The organism is Desulfosporosinus sp. OT (genome assembly GCF_000224515.1).
GTDB lineage: Bacteria > Bacillota > Desulfitobacteriia > Desulfitobacteriales > Desulfitobacteriaceae > Desulfosporosinus.
On record NZ_AGAF01000178.1, the window covers coordinates 35,716 to 51,245 of the forward strand.

Here is a 15,530-nt window from a genome sequence, read left to right on the forward strand (position 1 = left end):
AAAAACACTCTGACCAATAATCATGGTTAGAGTGTTTTCTTTAAGGTTCGAAGGTTAACTATCGCGCTTCGCTATCATCCAAAACGTTCATTAAATTCCTCTATGGTTAAGAGCACGTGCCGCGGCTTACTTCCTTCATACGCTCCAACGACCCCATTTTCTTCGAGCATATCCATAAGACGAGCCGCTCTCGCATAACCTAGTTTTAACCTGCGTTGGAGGAAAGATACTGACGCCATATTTGTCCTGATAATAAGCTGACCTGCGTCAATAAACAAGGCGTCATCCGGTCCATTGCCCTCTTCGTTTTTGAGGGCAGTTTCAGCGAAAAGCCGCTCTGGATCAAGATAATCGGGTCTGCCTAATCCTTTCCAATGCATAATTATCCGTTGCACTTCGTCATCCGTAACCAAACAACCTTGGACACGCAGGGCTTTATTCACGCCCAGTGGGGAGTAAAGCATGTCTCCTCGCCCGAGAAGTTTTTCTGCACCCGTTGCATCAAGGATAGTACGAGAATCGATCTGAGACGAAACAGCAAAGGAAATACGGCTGGGTATATTGGCCTTAATTACCCCGGTAATGACATCAACCGATGGCCGTTGGGTCGCAATCACCAAATGAATTCCAGCAGCTCGAGCCATTTGTGCTAAGCGGCAGATAGCTTCTTCAACCTCTCCAGCTGCAACCATCATCAGATCGGCCAACTCATCAATGATTACCACAATTAACGGTAAGGTAGGTTTACAATTAACCGTGTCGCCGGCTTTCATTTTGTTATAGCGTTCGACATCACGAACACCTGCTGCTGCAAAGAGTTCATACCGATTTTCCATTTCTTTGACAATCCATTTTAAAGCACTGGCTGCTTTCTTCGGGTCGACCACGACCGGCGCCAAAAGATGCGGTATGCCGTTATACTGACTGAGTTCTACCATTTTGGGATCCACAAGCAGGAATTTTACTTCATCAGGGGTTGCATTGAAGAGAATAGAATTGATGATCGTCGTAATACAGACACTTTTTCCCGACCCAGTAGCCCCTGCCACAAGGAGATGGGGCATTTTGATTAGATCCGCAATAATGGGTTGGTCCGCAATGTCTTTCCCTAAGCCAATTTTTAATTTTGATGGGTATTGTCCAAAACTAGTTGTCTCGAGCACTTCTCTAAATGGTACTGAACGCGGCTGCTTATTCGGAACCTCAATTCCGATCGCCGCTTTTCCGGGGATTGGAGCTTCAATGCGCACATCCCGAGCAGCAAGCCCTAGAGCGATATCATCCGCTAGATTAACAATCTTACTAATTTTGACGCCTGGTGCTGGGGCTAGCTCGTAACGGGTAATCACAGGACCTCTTGCTACACGAATAACTTTGGCCTTCACTCCAAAATCCAGAAGAACTTTTTCCAGCTGGATCGGCGTATCTGGATCCTGTACAATTACACGTTGTACGACAGGATCCAGTAGATTGAAATCAGGTGGTTTCCAATCTTCGTCATTTTCGGCAGTACTGGCAACTTGCTGGCTCTGCCCATCTGCCAAGCAATTTTCAACGTGACTTACAACCTGAGGTTTTCCCTCCCCCTCGTATTGATCTTTCACCTGATTAACTAATTGGGCCACTTGCCCCGCATAGTTAGGTTTTAACTCTGCAGCGGCGGCCGCAGGAGCTTCAAACTCAAGCATTTCTGGAGAGGTATTCTCCGTTTCCACCAGCTCATCTTCCAAATCGAATTCAAAGGTAGGTTCATTGACCAATTCCTCTTCGGAATTTGTCTCAGATACTACTTCAAGGCTAACTCCCGATCTACTTTCAGTCTTAATCTCTGCCATGATCTCTTGAATCAAGATTGATTTTATCTTTTCTTCAAACCCAGTCTTTGAAACAGCACTCTCAAAAACCTGCGCTAGCTTTTCTGCCTCATCAATCGTTCTACTGCTTTCCTTCAAAGTTGCCACGAAATCAAGTGTTTTCTGATCAAGGGGATTACCATCTGTCTTAAATTGAGCTAAGTACTCTTGTTGATCCGTCTGAGACTTAAAAACTGAAGAGAATCGTGCTGCTTTCGTAGTATGTATGCCCGGTATTTCCGTTGGCTTCAAGTTATCCTGCCGAGGAATCGCCTGTTCTGAGCGCTCTTCTTGGTCTACTTCTTCGAAATATTTGTTAAGCCCTTGTAAACTTGTCATTTTGGACATTCTCTTTGGAAATACTGACTCTCCTGTCCCAAAATAAGAAGGAAAATCTCTCCCTATTTCTCTCAACTCTTCAGCCTTCTGAAGATCGGAATCCTTCATATCCACCCATTCCGGCGAGGCAAAATATTGATTAAACCCCTTCAAACTAACAAGTTTCCCGGCAGGAAGAGAGATACCTTTAGAATCAATATCCGGTGTGAAATCTGACTTTTGCGATTGCGAGGAGCTTTGCTGAGCGGACTGCGTTTTTCTACGTTTTCTTGGTCTGGGTACCTTAGCGCTTGATCGTGTGGATGGTGTTTCTGATTTCACAAACATAAAAGACATTAAAATTGATGAATAAATCCAGAGTAAAATTGCCGCTACAAAACATAAGAAGGGCCCTGCCCAGGCCAGACTTCCCATAGTCACCTTAAACAGGAAATAAAAAGGTTTTCCCATGGAAAATCCAAAAGCACCGAGTTGCCCAGTTAAGGAGAGCAACATTAAAAAAACACTAACTAATTTAAGCCAAAAAGAATTTGAATCGTTTTCTCTTTTCGACACACATTTTCACCTCCACACTTCTTATCCATTATGGTAGATGAGCTAGGAGAATGTCAAAAGATTTTTTTAAATCATTGTGAATTTTAGTAACTTAACAGTACACCTTCTTGATTAGGCAAAGGATGAAAGATTTCCTGGAATATTTCTCCATCTTCATTCAAGAAGACGTTACCAGAATAAATAAAATCGCCTTTAGCCCAATACCGCAAGTCTAAAAATTCAACGATGCATTCATCAGCTTCGGAAAAATGTGCAATGACATGATAATAAGGAGTGAATTGACTAAATATCTCAGCTAAGTTCCCTTCGAGAGCATTGGCCACAGAAGGGTTATTTCCATCAAATTTAGGCAAAACACGACAGATTGACGGAGTTTGATTTCGTATAATACCAAATCGTACAAAGTCACCTTGAAAAAGAATAAAATTCCAGGTAAAGGGATGATACATTGCGGGGAGCACTTTAATTTGTTCTCCTTCTTTCAGCTGATAGATCTTTGTCAAACGATCATGTGTTTTCATTCGTCCCAAGTGACGATATCCTAAATATAGCGCACTAATCGTCAAAGCAGCGAGTGAAGAGGTTTTCGCTAAATCAGGCGCTTTAAGTGAAATCAGAAAAGATATAAAGAAAGAGCTTAAAACGACTGGGTCAGTAAGCATAATCATATCTACCGTAATTTTCTTGCGCGAAAAAGGCCATAAAAGCTCAGCACCATAGGAATTTAGTAAGTCCATCATTCCATGAGACATTGTTCCAACCAGAGTCCAAAAGAAAACATTGGTCCACGGCGTTGTTGGAAAAGCGAAATACAGTCCTGTACCAAGCCCCAGAGCCATACCCGTTAACGCAATCAAAGAATGGCTAGCTCCACGGTGTTTTAATAAATAATTTAAGCGACCTTTTACGTGAGCTATGATATCCAAATCAGGGAGCATTGCACCTAATGTGCAACCTAAAAATACAGGATCATTCAGCTGCATAGAGTGACCCGAAAGGGTACTCAAGGCGATTCCAATCAAACCGTGCGTTATTGGATCCATTTTTTGCTTACCTCCATCATTTAAAGAAAACAAAGCATTCGTCAAACACTTAAATTATATCATAAAGCCATAAATAGAAACCAATTACTTTTCATTCCTCGTTTTCCATTATTTCTATTGCCAAATAACTTCTTAGATTGTATTAGGCAATTCCAATAGCACGTTGTTACGATGACACGAAGAGAGAAGCTGCATTAGCTAATACAGCTTCTCTCATTTTATTTTTCCATTTTTCAAAGATTTAACCTTTACTGGAATGTGCTGCAACTTTTATGGAATTATTAACGCCGTGAATTTCCGGGATATATTGGACCATTTGCTCAGCAAACTCTCGATGTTCTTCAGAATACACTTCACCCGTCAGAAATGCAATACCATCTTGAACAAAAGCACGAATTTGTCCGGAATTTAAACGGTGTTGGCCAAGTTTAGCGACTAACTGTTCCGTTAACCACAAATCATCTCCTTGTGAGCGATGACGGGTAAAGATTTCGCTGACCACCGCTTTTACACCCGGTACCTGATAGGCTGTTTCAACAGCCCACTCCATTACTTCTTGTGTATTAACCAGTCCAGTTAAGGTAACCAGCCCATTCCGAGCCTCTGTTTTGATTTCATGAGCATCTACCCACGGAGATGCAACCAACGCATTCTCAACACGATTGACCAAAGTCGCGTCATCCACAGCCTTTTCTAAAAATTGTATTTCACTCCGAATTTCTTTTACTCCACGAACTTGAGAAGCTAAACGTTTGGCCAGCCGTTCTGTACTTTGGGTCTCAACATGCCCAAGCAGGGTCGCAATTCCTCGGCTCACTCGACAACCCAAGGTTGTGATGTCTTTATAATTCGAGCCTTGAAAACGTTCAATAATACCTTGTTCAACATCTTTATCCTTGATATTTCCATCATTGGCAACAGTTAAAGAATTATCCAATTCTCGAACTCCATCAATTCGACCCACCCGACTACCGAAAAACTCCTTTTCCACAAGGCTGTCAACGGTCCCCCAAAGTGTTGCTCGATCCCCCTTGACCTCCACATGAAGTCCTTGGCCACTTTCCCCGAAATGTGTATGAATAAGTTTTTTGATATCCTTAAGGACTGCTTGTTCGGAGCGTGAATTATGCATAAATCTACCTCCACAATGAAACTGTTGTTTTATCTCACTTGGAGGATATTTTATCCTAAGATTTGCTTTTTTATTAGCGCAATTTAGTTCAATTATTTAAGCTTGCAAACTTGTTATGTTAGCAGCTACCTCTTCTAAACGATGCAATTGTTCTCTCAAACCTAATACAATGAGAAGATCCCCTGACATGATTTCTTCCTGAGCGCTAGGATTATTTATAACCTCGCTATTCCGTAAGATTGCCAGAACCATTGCACCCGTTTGCTGTTTAATACCACTAGATGACAAGGTCTGCCCAACCAGGCAAGAGCCTTGATCCACTCTCAGCTCTTCCATTTGCATCTCTATATTGTGACCATGAATCACGGTCTCAATAAACTCCACACTTTTAGGTTTTAGAATAGCCATCGCCATACGCCACCCTCCTATAGTGGCTGTCGAAATCACTTTGTCCGCTCCGGCACGCAATAGTTTTTTCTCAGACTCTAACTTATCCATCCGAGCAACCACATTAATACCGGGATTTAGCCCTTTAGCTGTTAAGGTTACAAAGACATTTAATGAGTCCTCAGGTAACGCTGTGATAAGTCCCTTTGCCTTGTCAATACCTGCCCTTTTTAGGGATTCATCTTGTGTTGCGTCGCTATGGATAACTAAAAACCCTTCTTCAATTAGATCATTTACGAGATCTTCCTGTTGTTCAATAACAATACATGAAGCCCCCTCTTTTTGAAGGCTGTACAGAACGTGTCTGCCCACGCGACCTCCACCGCAGACAATGATATGACCTTGAAATTTTTCAATTTTCTTCTTCATCTTTCTTCTCCAATACGCACCGGCCAACTGACCTTCAACCAGAAAGGCCGTTATGATTCCAGTTAGATTGACCATCGCCCCTACGCCACCCACCATCAGGAAGACAAGGAAAATATGCCCGGCATCAGATTTTACTTCAACATCCCCATAGCCCACCGTTGTGATTGTTTCCAGAGTAAAATAAATGGCTGTAGCTAAACTGACGTGTTCCGTTAATATTAAGCCGACTGTGCCAATAATTAGGGTTACCAATAAGGCTAAAAAAGCGAGCCTCATACGTTTATCCAATAATTCAATCCTCTCTTTCAGGTTGCACGTTAACCATGAACAAAAATCTTATATTAAGAACATACTTTATGAATTGCCTTTTTTAAGTTACCTCTAAAAACTTGATAAACATCACGAATATCACGGATGGTTACAAAAGCATTTACGTCTATTTCATCAACTGATTTCAGTTTAGCAATTTCCAAGCGGGTGATTGCCGAATAAAAGACACCCATTGCCAGAGTATCCTCCCGTACCCTCAAGGAACGTAACCCCTCGACCTAGGCGAGCCATAAAGACTTCTGCAATTTCTTCTATTTTATCGGATACTATCATTATGACCTTAGACTCATCCAAGCCTTGAATTGTCAAGTGAATTATTTTAAAGGCATAATATGGCTAGGAGTGAGTACATTGCTCTGATATTAAAAAACATTTCAATTTCGCCAACAGAGAAACCGGTTTGTTTAGATACAACTATGGAGGTCTCTCTTTTAGGAAGGTTGTACGTAATTAAAGGTATTCTATAGTGTTAAGTAGGTCTGTAACTTAAGAACACCTTCAATTGGAACATCCATCTGACCAAGTTGTATCTGCCCAAAAGGCCCATGATAATCACTACCACCTGTTGCTAAGATAGCAAATTTATCTGCGATCTCGGCATAGTACGGAATAAGCGTATTTTGTCTTTCCCAATAACCATAATACACTTCAAGCCCAATAGGTCGATAAGCCAAAAGCGAAAAAATTATCTTTGGATCGAACAAAAGTCCGGGATGGGCTACCACTGGAAGCCCACCACAAGCAAAAATAAGGTCAACTGCATCTTCGAACGCATGCTTTTGATAGGGTAAATAGGCGACTCCCCCTGGCCGAAAATATTGTGCTATCTCACGCCAGTTTGGCTGACTGTGACTGCTCTCTTGATGGTATATGGCCCTCATAATATGTCCCTTACTAACGGCGCCCTCAGAGTAGACTTCCCGCTCAACATCTTGCCATCTTAAAGAGAGACCATCATTTTTCAGACATTCAACCATATCATATGCTAAAGCGGTTCGCTGCTTACGAATCTCTCTCAAACGAGCCTGTAAGAGTGGGTGATTAACATCCTTAAAATAGCCTAAGAGATGAACTTCATGGCCTTGATAGTTAGTTAGTAATTCCACGCCTGGAATAATATTAATATTTAAACCCTTGGCAAGAATTTCAGCCTTAGCGACACCTTCAGTACTTTCATGATCCGTAATAGCCAAGGTTTGAACATTCTTGTCATGGGCTAGGTTCACGACCTCTTCAACTGAAAGCAAACCGTCAGATTCTTGAGTATGGACGTGTAGATCGACCCTCACGACCACCCCTCCCTCCCATTTGTTTTTTATATCATAGTTGCGTTCCTCGTACCATCTAATCCCTAGATTTCTATATAATGCAAAAGCTCAAGAAAATAAACTTAATATGCCTATTCTGGCTTTTCGTCAGAAATCCTGCTTGGCTGTTTCTGTTTAAACTACAATTTTTATAGCACTTAATATTTTTCATTGACACATTCCTCTTTATACGTTATAATTCACTTCGTTGCAGAAAATCATAGGGGATTAGTTTAATGGTAGAACAGCGGTCTCCAAAACCGTCAGTGGGAGTTCGACTCTCTCATCCCCTGCCAACAAAAAAGATAGACACCGCAAGGATTTGCGGTGTTTTTTAGTTTGCTTAAAAGTGATTTTGATGGCGTTTGGGGACTAGAATCTAAGTATCAGCTTCCATCTGACTTGGCTTTTAGTTCAAGTTCCTCCGTCTTACCATCCAAGGTTATCTCTATTTTGTAGACACCATCTAATTGAGGTATCAAGCCATTACTTCCACTGACACCTAGGTTGATAGTTCTCGCCAGCATTTCGGGTGTTATTTCCTGAGTACCATAACTTTTATGAGCTCCAGCACTAATGCTGTACTTCATTGGAACTGGGTGCTCAGGGATTTGGCCCTTGTAGGTGATAGTCGTTGTTTCTGTATGATGACTATCACGTTGAAGCTTATCGTCACTGTCAGTCCACCAGTGTTCATAGTATCTTAAAGAAAGCTTAGCGTCCCAGCTTGGACTATCACCCGTGAACACAACCTCTTTTCCAGCATTAAGATCAGTAAAAATTACCTGATCTACTTTCTTAAGTTTATCTTTAACCGCTTGAGGGTTAGCATTGTACAAATAAGTAATTGAATAGACAAGCTCAAGATTCTTTACGCTGTATTGCTTGGAGAAATAACTTTTTCCTTCAAATGCAAACGCAAATATGTTTCTCTGCTCAAGCTCTCGAAAGTTTTCCCTTCTCTCTACAAAGGAACCATATCGATAAATAAACAGTAAGTTTCCTTGGGAATCCTTATAGATAGTTGGTTCAGTATCTTTAGCCCTAAATTCTTGGGGGTTAAGTGAAGTCTCAGGCAGGAAGTTTATTCCTTCAATTCGGAAAGTTTGAATTACATCGTGTGCATTAATTATTTCCCTACTTGCTGCCTCCTCTACCTTATGATCGATGAATACAGAACCTGAGAGGATGAAGATTGCTAAGCAAGCAAACATCACAGATAAATACTTATGACGGCTGAGCGGACGACTGAGGGTATCCACCTTCACATTCATAAACTCACCCCTAATAATAAAATTATTGAAATGAACATTGTATTCTCTAGCCTAAAAAATTGAAAATCTACAAACATCACAATATAATAGATAAAGAATGATTTAAGGTTAGTAGTAATAGAAATCCTTCACTATATCGATTAAAGTTGGCACACAAGGAGGAATCAGTTTTGAATCAGAAGAAAATTATTTATAACGTTTTAAGTGCTATTAAGAAAGGTGAAAATCTATCAAAATTAAAATTCTCAGATTTTGGCCTGAGTCTAATAGAATTTAGAGACTTAATTGATCAAATTCAGGACGATGACTTAATTAAGGGAGCGTCTGTACCTCGCGGGCAAGGAAACCCTGACCGCATGGTACTTCTTGAGGCTTCAAAAATTACTTTAAAGGGATTGGCTTACTTAGAAAAGAATAGTACTCTTGTAGAGACAAAATAGGATTGAACGTTAAAGAAATTAAGAATTAAAAGTGGTCGAGTCTGTAAATAATTTGGAGACTCGGGCTCTTTTTTTATCCTTCCAGAGAGTATAAGGGCAACAAGGCAGCCGCCTTGGTTAGAGGCTAACAAGAAGGTTAACTTCAATAGCTTCACCAAACTTTTCTGAGTGGGGATTACCCTTGCCATCAAGCATAAAAAATTTGCTTCAATTTTGTTTTCACCTCACCCATAAGACATCAGACATCTTGCTTGAAAAATGATGTCTACTACAGTATCATAAAACTGAGATATTCTAAATGGGGAGGATTGCCCATGACAAGACCCGGCAGAAGCCTAGCTGAAAATGTAGCAGACGATATTCTAGCAATGATCTCCATAGATAAAAAATTTGCCATGGGAGATAAGCTTCCCAATGAAAACGAACTTTCTGTGGATTTACAAGTCAGCCGAACCACCTTACGAGAAGCTATAAGAATTTTAGTCACTCATAAAGTCTTAGAAATTCGCCGCGGAAAAGGGACTTATGTGAAGAATAACCCCGAGTTAAACGAAGGGTATAGCTTAAAAGAGCTCACAACGTGCCAACTGGACGTAAAAGATTTATATGAAATGCGCCTGATTTTCGAGCCCCAATCAGCCTATTATGCAGCAAAGCGAGCTACAGATAAAGAGCTTGAGCGGATTCTTTACTACGGGAGTCTAGAAGAAGAACTCATTCTAAAAAAAGAAGATCGAACCGAAGTTGAACAGGCCTTCCATAAATCAATTGCCAAGGCAACTCATAATGAATTTATGAATCGCCTGATGCCTATCCTTTATCAGGCCATTGACAAAGGCGTCCTCTTAGCAGACACGAAGGAGGAAATGATTCAGAACACCTTAAATGACCATCGGATGATCATGGAGTTTCTAGCAAAACGAGATGCTGAAGGAGCGAAAACCGCAATGAAGCTGCATATCATTCATGCCATGAGAGGCTTCGGAATTGCAGAAGAATAACGTACCCCGAGCTATTTTGTCTAAGAAAACAGCTTTTCATATTAGCAGTATAATTTACAGTATGGACATTAGACGTCATACTACGTATAATGTAATTATACAACTTTAGAATAGAAAGGTGTTTAAAATGAATAGTGATGCAGTAACCAAAAGTGTACCGCAACGTGCCTTGTTTCACGCGCTGGGGTTAACAAATGAGGAAATGGAAAGGCCCTTAATCGGCATCGTTAGCTCCAAAAACGATATCGTTCCAGGACATATAAATCTGGATAAAGTCGTAGATGCGGTCAAGTTGGGTGTAGCAATGGCTGGAGGAACTCCGCTTGTCTACCCCGCCATCGCTGTATGCGACGGCTTGGCCATGGGGCATCAGGGAATGAAATATTCGCTTGTCACCAGAGAACTAATTGCTGATTCTACCGAAGCTATGACCCTGGCCCATGCCTTTGACGCTCTTGTCATGGTACCAAACTGTGATAAAAACGTCCCCGGTTTATTAATGGCCGCAGCACGCTTGAATATTCCAACCGTCTTTGTCAGCGGTGGTCCGATGCTTGCAGGTAAAGTAGATGGGCAGAAAATTAGCTTTTCCAATGTTTCTGAAGCAGTCAGCGAATTCCAAGCAGGAAAAATCACTAAAGAAAAATTACAGGAATTTGAAAATAAAGGTTGCCCCACCTGTGGTTCCTGTTCAGGCATGTATACGGCTAATAGTATGAACTGCCTGACAGAAGTGTTGGGAATGGGGTTGGAAGGCAATGGCACCATCCCAGCTGTTTATTCGGCCCGGATTCAGCTCGCAAAGCACGCAGGCATGAAAATTATGGAGCTTTTGAAAAGGAATATCCGACCAAGAGATATTATGACTCAAGGTGCCTTTGAAAATGCTTTGACCTTAGATATGGCTTTGGGTTGCAGTACCAACAGTATGCTGCACCTTCCCGCCATTGCTCATGAATGCGGCATTGAATTAAATCTAGATATCGCCAATGAAATCAGCAACAAAACGCCGAATCTTTGCCATCTCGCCCCTACAGGGCATACTTTCATCGAAGACCTCAACGAAGCCGGCGGAATCTATGCTGTGATGAATGAAGTCAATAAATTAGGTTTGCTCAAGACCGATTTGATGACCTGCACTGGCCAAACTGTTGGAGAAAACATTGCTGGCTGCCTCAATAAAAATCCGGAAGTAATCCGACCTGTCGAAGACCCTTATAGCAAAACTGGCGGGATTGCAGTTTTAAAAGGCAATCTGGCGCCCGATTCCTGTGTTGTAAAGCGTTCCGCCGTTGCACCCCAAATGCTCAAACATGAAGGTCCTGCCAGAGTATTTGACTGTGAAGAAGATGCCATGCTGGCAATTAATTCCGGCAAGATTGTGGCCGGAGATGTTATTGTAATCCGCTATGAAGGTCCGAAGGGTGGGCCAGGCATGCGAGAAATGTTAAACCCTACCTCTGCAATTATGGGACATGGTCTTGGTGAAAGCGTTGCCTTGATTACCGATGGGCGCTTCAGTGGGGCAACCAGAGGCGCAGCAATCGGTCATGTTTCACCTGAAGCAGCAGTAGGCGGTAATATCGCCTTGATCGAGGACGGAGACATCATCCAAATTGACATTATGGCCAATAAAATAGACTTTATCATCAGTGATACCGAACTAATAAAACGCAGAGCAAACTGGAAACCAAGGAAACCCAGAATTACAACAGGTTACCTGGCCAGATATGCCGCTCAGGTCACGTCGGGCAATAAAGGGGCCATTTTAGAAATTCCCAAGCAATAGCATATATGTCGATTGGGGCTCATAACCAGGTCTATCTGGGTATGGGCCTTTTTTAGCTTCCATACTCTAGAAAACTATTTCGCCACCGTTATGTAGACATGATTAAAAACTGGCAACCCATTGCTCCACCATTTCAGAAAATAGTCATTTGTCATAGTCCTATTACCTGGCAGTTCAGCGTTTTCATCATCTACTTTATCAGAATCGAAGAAATATAGTTCATTTTTATCTTCATCAAACCCAACTAAGGTCATGTAATGCTGCCAGAAGAACTTATTTCCAACCAATACGATAACCGGAGCCTGCCCCTCGACAAGTCTAGCCTTAAGTGACGACAGATCCCCTTTATACATCATTGGTTTTAGCCCTTGAGACTGCAGATATGAAAGAACTCCCTTCGGCAAAACATACCCTGAAATAGGGATTTTGAAAGGAATTTCAGCATAAACCTCAATGCCTTTAGCTTGTTTACCAGAGTTTCTTAAAACAAAAGCTGTCGAATACGCAGCACACTGGTTTTTCCCTTGGAGCTCGAAGCCCGTATTTATTGGCACCTCAAAATTCTTTTGAACGGCCAAAGAAATAGCGTCTCTGTTTGGTAATGGGGATAAACTATATACTGTTCCGACTACTAAACATATCAACATTATTAGTAGCGACCACTTTACTCTGACTCGAGAAATTATTGACCTCATATTCACCTCCAAAAATGTATTTTAACTTATTCTAAGGGTTGCGATGTCGGGTCTGGTTACCCAAAATGTCATCTCCGTTTGAAGTTGGGTTTTAATATGAGCCTCTCAATTAGCACGCCGCTCCCAATCCCCACAGTATAAGAAACTAAATCGCTCCACAAAAATCCATAACCTAAAACTAATCCACCGATTCTAGTCATCCTCAATGAGTCAATCCATTGGGAATGGTATAACTGACTAATTTCTATTGAAAAAGAAAACAAGAGGGCTCCTACTGCAACCCATCTCGTATCTCCAGCCCGAAATAGTAGACCAAGTAAGAAGAAAATCATAAGTGCCCATAATGCATCACCTAAATACAAGTTAATCCAATCTGGCAAATATATCGAAAAACGTCGAGTGCTTAAACCCAGTATCATAACGGTAATAACCAGGAAAGAATATATGAACCTATTCCTCTTAGCTAACAAACCCAAATCATATCCTCTCTCAATTGCTTACATTCACTGTCTCGGGTTTGACACGATCTCGAGATATGCTTCCAGATTATTAATCATCGCATAACTTTCTTGCAAAGTAAGGGGAAACCTGTCTTACAACTATAAAAATTTTTTAACACACAAAAGCCCTCGGAACGGCCATCTGACAATTCCAAGAGCTAAGACTTCCTTTACATTATTTTTAAGAACATCAACCGGAAACATAGGTGGGAGTAATTTGATTAGTAGGAACAGGGTAATATACTAATCACACATTTATAAATCTGTAAAATTTTCAAATTCTTCTTCATGCACCGGATATGACCAGTGATCATCTTGAATAAATCGTACCGCATTTAAACCGATCATCTGAGCAGGCATGGAAGTATTACCATCTGGTAAAATAGGGGCGATTGAAAGATCTGCGACTTTAAGATTTTTAGTACCAAAGACATTTAGGAATCCATCGACAACTCCTTCTTGAATATTCCTACCCATCTTACATTGTCCTCCAAAGTGAGCTATATTACGATAAGAGGCTTTCACGTAATTAGCAAGCTGTTTTCGCTTCTCTCCCTCATTTGTTAAATGAAATATATTTTCAGGAGGGAATACAACCTTATAAATACCATCCGGATCCAGTTGACGAGCTCTTTCCATAATTTTAAAGATCTCTATATATTGATCCACCATAAAATTTAAGTCATCAGGATTTCCTAGCGGATTAAGATCAATGGATGGATAAGCTTCAGGATCACTATGGGCGACCATAATTGTGCCCCTGCTTTGAGGGTTAACGTCGAATACTCCAATACTCATGACATTGCTCGGCTTTGTTGGGCTAAAACCCCAATTATTAATAACTACTTCTTGAATAGGGACAAACGATGGTGTCACGGACCCATATAATTGAAGGCGACGACCGCCTATTCCTTTTTCTCCTTTAAAAGCACCTAATGGAAATGGCTGATCGGGATCTGAAGATATTACCTCTAGTAGTCGTGCTGTTTCTACTTCTACTCCTATTCCAGCTGTAAAATGAGCTTGAAAATTGTTGCCAACATTCGGACTTTCTACTAATGTCGATATACCTGCTTTAGCCAAATCAGTTGATTTTCCGATTCCCGAACGTTGTAAAATAACCGAGGAAAAATTACCGGCTGATACAATAATTCCTTTTCTTGCATAAGCTTTTTCTGATACTCCGTTCCTGACAAACTCAACACCCACAGCAATATTAAGTCCTCTTTTATTATAAAATAAAATTCTATTTGCGGTTGCTTTTGTCAAAATGACCAACGCTCTTTGACCAACCCCGAATTCATCTGGATGAAATTCGTTTCCTTGAGTAACAATTTTTTCATCTAAATATCCGGTTGCTGTAGATGAACGCACAAACTTTCCATCTACTTTTTTGTTTAAAAATTGTGATTTAAAAAACGTGCAGTCTTTTATTCCTGTATTATAATCTTCAACAATTGGAATATCGAGAACATCTGATGTTGCTTTTGCTAAAGTAATTGTTAGTCCATCCTTAGGAATTATTTGTTGTCTAACAAAAATAGGACCTTTTGTTCCCCGTTCTTCCTGGTCTTGTGTCTTTCCTGTATAGGTTTCATTTTCTATGAATAAAGAACTAACATTGTTGTAACTCCATTGAGGTCCGACAAGATTTGCCCACTCATCATAAAGGTTACTACTTCCACGTACTGCATACATGGCATTGTGTTCTGAACTTCCTCCAATTGCTCTACCACTTGCTAATCTAAGCTGGCTGCCAATGGCTGGCTCCGTTTTGGTAAGCATATTAAACGAAAATTTATTATCAGAAGCTAACATGCCGGATACAGCATTAGAAGCACTACTTAGCTCTTGCGTCATATTCGTCCCTGCTTCAAGAGCTAGCACAGAAGTACATTTGTCATCCGTTAATTCTTTGGCAATTACTCCTCCGGCAGTTCCAGCACTAATAACAATATAATCAAAAAGATTTTTAGTTACCAAAATACTATCCTTCCTCTCAATATGGAATTCAGAATAAATTTCACCCTTTATCGGATTCCATCAAATAGTTTCTGCACTGGAATAATGGAATCGAACAGTTGTTCAATATTGAAAAAGTTTCAGTAAATGCCCTGCCATTTCCTCATAATATAAACTATGTAACAAATTGTAATCTGTTACATATCCAGCAAAGAGGATTACTCCGAACAGGCCGTTGAAGGCTTAAACGCCGCCAGGGATTGCCGGTCCCCCGTGAGGGCCAGAAGGGACCGCTGGCCATGGATGGCCGAGTGTCCCTGTAGCCAAGACTCGAACAGGACGTTCGAGGTTAGAGCACCGCCATGACGATAAGCGGACGAGCTTATCGCCACACTGCAACTTATTACGCATACTCCTGCAGTGTGGATTGGCATGGTGCCGTGATGGCGAGAAGGGATCTTCCAGAAAGTATGGAATGATAAGTTATACTATCT

Annotated in this window: 14 protein-coding genes and 1 tRNA gene; 4 read left to right on the top strand and 11 right to left on the bottom strand. The window is 41.1% G+C overall.

The annotated features are described in order from the left end of the window. Positions 1–74 precede the first annotated feature (74 nt). From DOT_RS17225 to DOT_RS17250, 6 genes are all read right to left on the bottom strand, one after another. A complete protein-coding gene (locus DOT_RS17225) occupies positions 75–2,687 on the bottom strand; it encodes a DNA translocase FtsK (RefSeq protein WP_085930991.1) in 2,613 nt (870 codons plus the stop codon). Positions 2,688–2,830: 143 nt separating this feature from the next. Next, positions 2,831–3,790: a metal-dependent hydrolase gene (locus DOT_RS17230; RefSeq protein WP_040412630.1), complete on the bottom strand. Its 960-nt coding sequence runs from the start codon at positions 3,788–3,790 to the stop codon at positions 2,831–2,833. 241 nt (positions 3,791–4,031) lie between these two features. Further along, complete coding sequence (locus DOT_RS17235; RefSeq protein ID WP_009621438.1) at positions 4,032–4,922, bottom strand: BON domain-containing protein; 891 nt, start codon at positions 4,920–4,922, stop codon at positions 4,032–4,034. 96 nt (positions 4,923–5,018) lie between these two features. Continuing rightward, complete coding sequence (locus tag DOT_RS17240) at positions 5,019–6,026, bottom strand: potassium channel protein (RefSeq protein ID WP_009621440.1); 1,008 nt, start codon at positions 6,024–6,026, stop codon at positions 5,019–5,021. A gap of 53 nt (positions 6,027–6,079) precedes the next feature. Next, entirely contained in the window at positions 6,080–6,268 is a 189-nt protein-coding gene (locus DOT_RS31930; protein WP_242833860.1) for a DUF2179 domain-containing protein, read from the bottom strand. A gap of 261 nt (positions 6,269–6,529) precedes the next feature. Beyond that, positions 6,530–7,357, bottom strand: coding sequence for a PHP domain-containing protein (locus DOT_RS17250; protein ID WP_009621452.1), 828 nt, complete (start codon positions 7,355–7,357; stop codon positions 6,530–6,532). Positions 7,358–7,597: 240 nt separating this feature from the next. Between DOT_RS17250 and DOT_RS17255 the strand changes: the two genes are divergently transcribed. After that, positions 7,598–7,671: transfer RNA gene (locus DOT_RS17255), tRNA-Trp, on the top strand. Positions 7,672–7,761: 90 nt separating this feature from the next. Here DOT_RS17255 and DOT_RS17260 read toward each other — a convergent pair. Continuing rightward, the gene (locus DOT_RS17260; protein WP_009621454.1) at positions 7,762–8,649 is read right to left on the bottom strand and encodes a hypothetical protein; all 888 of its coding nucleotides are present in this window, start codon (positions 8,647–8,649) and stop codon (positions 7,762–7,764) included. Positions 8,650–8,819: 170 nt separating this feature from the next. On the opposite strand from DOT_RS17260, the gene DOT_RS17265 reads away from it, so the two are divergent. The 3 genes from DOT_RS17265 to ilvD all read left to right on the top strand — a co-directional run bounded on the left by DOT_RS17265 (position 8,820) and on the right by ilvD (position 11,879). Next, a complete protein-coding gene (locus DOT_RS17265) occupies positions 8,820–9,089 on the top strand; it encodes a YjcQ family protein (RefSeq protein WP_009621456.1) in 270 nt (89 codons plus the stop codon). Positions 9,090–9,403: 314 nt separating this feature from the next. After that, positions 9,404–10,090, top strand: a complete 687-nt coding sequence (locus tag DOT_RS17270; RefSeq protein WP_009621459.1) for a FadR/GntR family transcriptional regulator — start codon at positions 9,404–9,406, stop codon at positions 10,088–10,090. Positions 10,091–10,217: 127 nt separating this feature from the next. Beyond that, the gene (ilvD, locus tag DOT_RS17275; protein WP_009621461.1) at positions 10,218–11,879 is read left to right on the top strand and encodes a dihydroxy-acid dehydratase; all 1,662 of its coding nucleotides are present in this window, start codon (positions 10,218–10,220) and stop codon (positions 11,877–11,879) included. Between the two features lie 74 nt (positions 11,880–11,953). Here the strand turns inward: ilvD and DOT_RS17280 are convergent, their stop codons facing one another. The 4 genes from DOT_RS17280 to DOT_RS30620 all read right to left on the bottom strand — a co-directional run bounded on the left by DOT_RS17280 (position 11,954) and on the right by DOT_RS30620 (position 15,447). Next, entirely contained in the window at positions 11,954–12,574 is a 621-nt protein-coding gene (locus DOT_RS17280; RefSeq protein ID WP_040412632.1) for a hypothetical protein, read from the bottom strand. 68 nt (positions 12,575–12,642) lie between these two features. Then, positions 12,643–13,044 (bottom strand): DUF2809 domain-containing protein, encoded by a 402-nt coding sequence (locus DOT_RS17285; protein WP_040412674.1) that lies wholly within the window; start codon positions 13,042–13,044, stop codon positions 12,643–12,645. 285 nt (positions 13,045–13,329) lie between these two features. Continuing rightward, the gene (locus DOT_RS17290; RefSeq protein ID WP_009621467.1) at positions 13,330–15,057 is read right to left on the bottom strand and encodes a GMC family oxidoreductase; all 1,728 of its coding nucleotides are present in this window, start codon (positions 15,055–15,057) and stop codon (positions 13,330–13,332) included. Positions 15,058–15,279: 222 nt separating this feature from the next. Next, on the bottom strand, positions 15,280–15,447 hold the full coding sequence (locus tag DOT_RS30620) for a hypothetical protein (protein WP_157998482.1): 168 nt from the start codon (positions 15,445–15,447) through the stop codon (positions 15,280–15,282). Positions 15,448–15,530: the final 83 nt, after the last annotated feature.

Coding starts and splice junctions, on each gene's coding strand:
- DOT_RS30620 (WP_157998482.1), bottom strand. CDS start 15,447: ATGCGTAATAAGTTGCAGTGTGGCGATAAGCTCGTCCGCTTATCGTCA.
- DOT_RS17230 (WP_040412630.1), bottom strand. CDS start 3,790: ATGGATCCAATAACGCACGGTTTGATTGGAATCGCCTTGAGTACCCTT.
- DOT_RS17235 (WP_009621438.1), bottom strand. CDS start 4,922: ATGCATAATTCACGCTCCGAACAAGCAGTCCTTAAGGATATCAAAAAA.
- ilvD (WP_009621461.1), top strand. CDS start 10,218: ATGAATAGTGATGCAGTAACCAAAAGTGTACCGCAACGTGCCTTGTTT.
- DOT_RS17225 (WP_085930991.1), bottom strand. CDS start 2,687: ATGTTGCTCTCCTTAACTGGGCAACTCGGTGCTTTTGGATTTTCCATG.
- DOT_RS17280 (WP_040412632.1), bottom strand. CDS start 12,574: ATGAGGTCAATAATTTCTCGAGTCAGAGTAAAGTGGTCGCTACTAATA.
- DOT_RS17260 (WP_009621454.1), bottom strand. CDS start 8,649: ATGAATGTGAAGGTGGATACCCTCAGTCGTCCGCTCAGCCGTCATAAG.
- DOT_RS17270 (WP_009621459.1), top strand. CDS start 9,404: ATGACAAGACCCGGCAGAAGCCTAGCTGAAAATGTAGCAGACGATATT.